At 56.0% G+C, this 2,293-nt stretch carries 2 protein-coding genes and 1 pseudogene; all 3 read left to right on the plus strand.

Annotation, left to right across the window (positions count from 1 at the left end; translation table 11 throughout):
* Positions 1-875, plus strand: an 875-nt coding sequence (locus AC2VLY_RS11040) for an aspartate kinase (protein ID WP_486922278.1), incomplete at its 5' end; no start/stop codon positions are given.
* Positions 875-2,041: an aspartate aminotransferase family protein gene (locus AC2VLY_RS11045; RefSeq protein WP_193651800.1), complete on the plus strand. Its 1,167-nt coding sequence runs from the start codon at positions 875-877 to the stop codon at positions 2,039-2,041. The genes AC2VLY_RS11040 and AC2VLY_RS11045, both read left to right, overlap by 1 nt.
* Positions 2,038-2,293: pseudogene (locus tag AC2VLY_RS11050) on the plus strand (ornithine carbamoyltransferase); the annotation flags it as partial. The gene AC2VLY_RS11045 and the pseudogene AC2VLY_RS11050, both read left to right, overlap by 4 nt.

A 2,293-nucleotide genomic window follows, 5' to 3' on the forward strand; every position in this document is an offset into this window, starting at 1 on the left:
ATCATAAAATTCGTTCAGCCCTCGAATCCGGGAAGATCGTAGTGGTTGCCGGTTTCCAGGGCGTCGACCTGCATGGCAATATTACTACTTTGGGACGGGGCGGATCGGACACTACAGCCGTCGCACTGGCGGCTGCCCTGCGCGCCGACGAATGTGATATTTTTACTGATGTAGATGGCATTTACACAACGGATCCGCGCGTGGAGTCGAGAGCGCGGCGCCTTGATCGCATTACTTTTGAAGAAATGCTTGAAATGGCAAGCCTCGGCGCAAAGGTATTGCAGACGCGATCTGTTGAGTTTGCCATGAAATATAATGTTCCCGTTCGGGTCTTGTCGTCTTTTCAGGATGGGCCCGGCACCCTGGTTACCAATGAGGAAAATTCTGTGGAAGCTCCCCGCGTTTCTGGCATCGCCTTCTCCCGTAACGAAGCCAAACTCACCATGATTGGCGTTCCTGATCACCCCGGTATTGCCTATTCCATTCTGGGACCCGTCTCAGAAGCCAATATCAACGTGGACGTTATCCTGCAGAATATTTCCGAAGCCGGCAAAACAGATTTCACCTTCACGGTGGATCGCAATGAATACGCCCAGGCCAAGGACATTCTGACCAGTGTGGCCAAAAAACTGGATGCCGAAGACGTGCGGGGCGATGACCACATTGTCAAGGTATCCGTAGTGGGCGTCGGCATGCGTTCCCATGCGGGTATTGCCGCCACCATGTTTGCCACCCTGGGCAAGGAAAACATCAATATTCAGATGATTTCCACCTCGGAAATCAAGATTTCTGTGGTCATCGAAGAAAAATATCTGGAACTGGCGGTGCGGGCCCTGCACGCCGCCTTCAACCTGGATGGGGAGGCCCCGGTCTGATGCCACTCATGAACAATTATGCACGCCTGCCCGTGGCTTTCAGCCGGGGAGAGGGCGTGTGGCTTTACGACAGCGAAGGACGGCGTTATCTCGATGCCCTGGCTGGTATTGCGGTAGTGGGTCTGGGTCATTGCCACCCTGCCGTCACCCAGGCCATTCAGTCACAAGCGGGCACCCTGCTGCATACTTCCAATCTTTATCAGATTCCCCTGCAGGAAAAACTGGCCGATAGCCTCTGCCGCCTCAGCGGTCTGGATGCTGCCTTTTTCTGTAACAGTGGCGCTGAAGCCAACGAAGCAGCCATCAAAATGGCGCGCCTCCACGGTCATCAGAAAGGCATTGCCGAACCACAGATTCTGGTATTTACCCAGGCTTTTCATGGCCGCACGCTGGCAGCGCTGACGGCGACGGGTAATTTCCGCATTCAGGAAGGCTTTGCACCGCTGGTACCCGGTTTTGTGCGGGCACCTTATGGCGACAGCAGCACGGTCAGAGGACTGATTGCCGCCAACCCGGCCATTGCTGCCATTCTGGTTGAACCCGTGCAAGGTGAGGGCGGCGTGCGCCCTGCTCCCGAGGGATTTTTAGCGGAGCTGCGCAGCATTTGTGATGCCCACGGACTGCTGCTCATGCTCGACGAAGTCCAAACCGGCATCGGTCGTACTGGCAATTTCTTTGCCTATCAACAGCTTGACGGCGTTGTTCCGGACGTACTCAGCCTGGCCAAAGGTTTGGGGAACGGGGTACCCATTGGCGCCCTGCTTGCCCGCAAAGGGGCAGCTGACCTGTTTGGACCAGGTAAGCATGGGACGACTTTCGGGGGTGGCCCCCTGGTCTGTGCTGCCGCCCAGGCAGTACTTGACACCATGGAAAATGCCAACATTCCTGCTCAGGCGGCCAAAATGGGGGCGCTGTTGCAGCAGAAACTGCGTCATGCCCTGGCGCAGCATCCAGAGGTTCGGGATATACGCGGTATGGGCCTGATGGTCGGTATCGAGCTGGCGCAAAAACCCGAACGTCTGGTAGAGCGGGCTCTGGAAGCAGGCTTACTGATTAATGTCACTGCCGACAAAGTCATTCGTTTATTACCACCCCTCATCATTTCTGAATCGGAAATAGATCTGCTGGTTGCCGGGATCGTCCGACTACTGGAACCCACATCATGAAACCACGTCACTTTCTCAGCCTCGCCGATCTCAGCCAAGCCGAACTGAAGGCTTTGCTGGGCCGTGCCATTGTCCTGAAACAGATGCAGCGCCAGGGTGAACAGTACATGCCCCTTACCGGGCGGACTCTGGCCATGATTTTTGAAAAATCCTCCACCCGGACCCGGGTTTCCTTTGAGACGGGTATGGCGCAACTGGGCGGACATGCCCTTTTCCTCTCGCCACGCGACACTCAACTGGGTCGCGGAGAAA

The sequence above is a fragment of the Acidithiobacillus sp. TH-A36 genome, from assembly GCF_057473445.1.

Coding starts and splice junctions, on each gene's coding strand:
- AC2VLY_RS11045 (WP_193651800.1), top strand. CDS start 875: ATGCCACTCATGAACAATTATGCACGCCTGCCCGTGGCTTTCAGCCGG.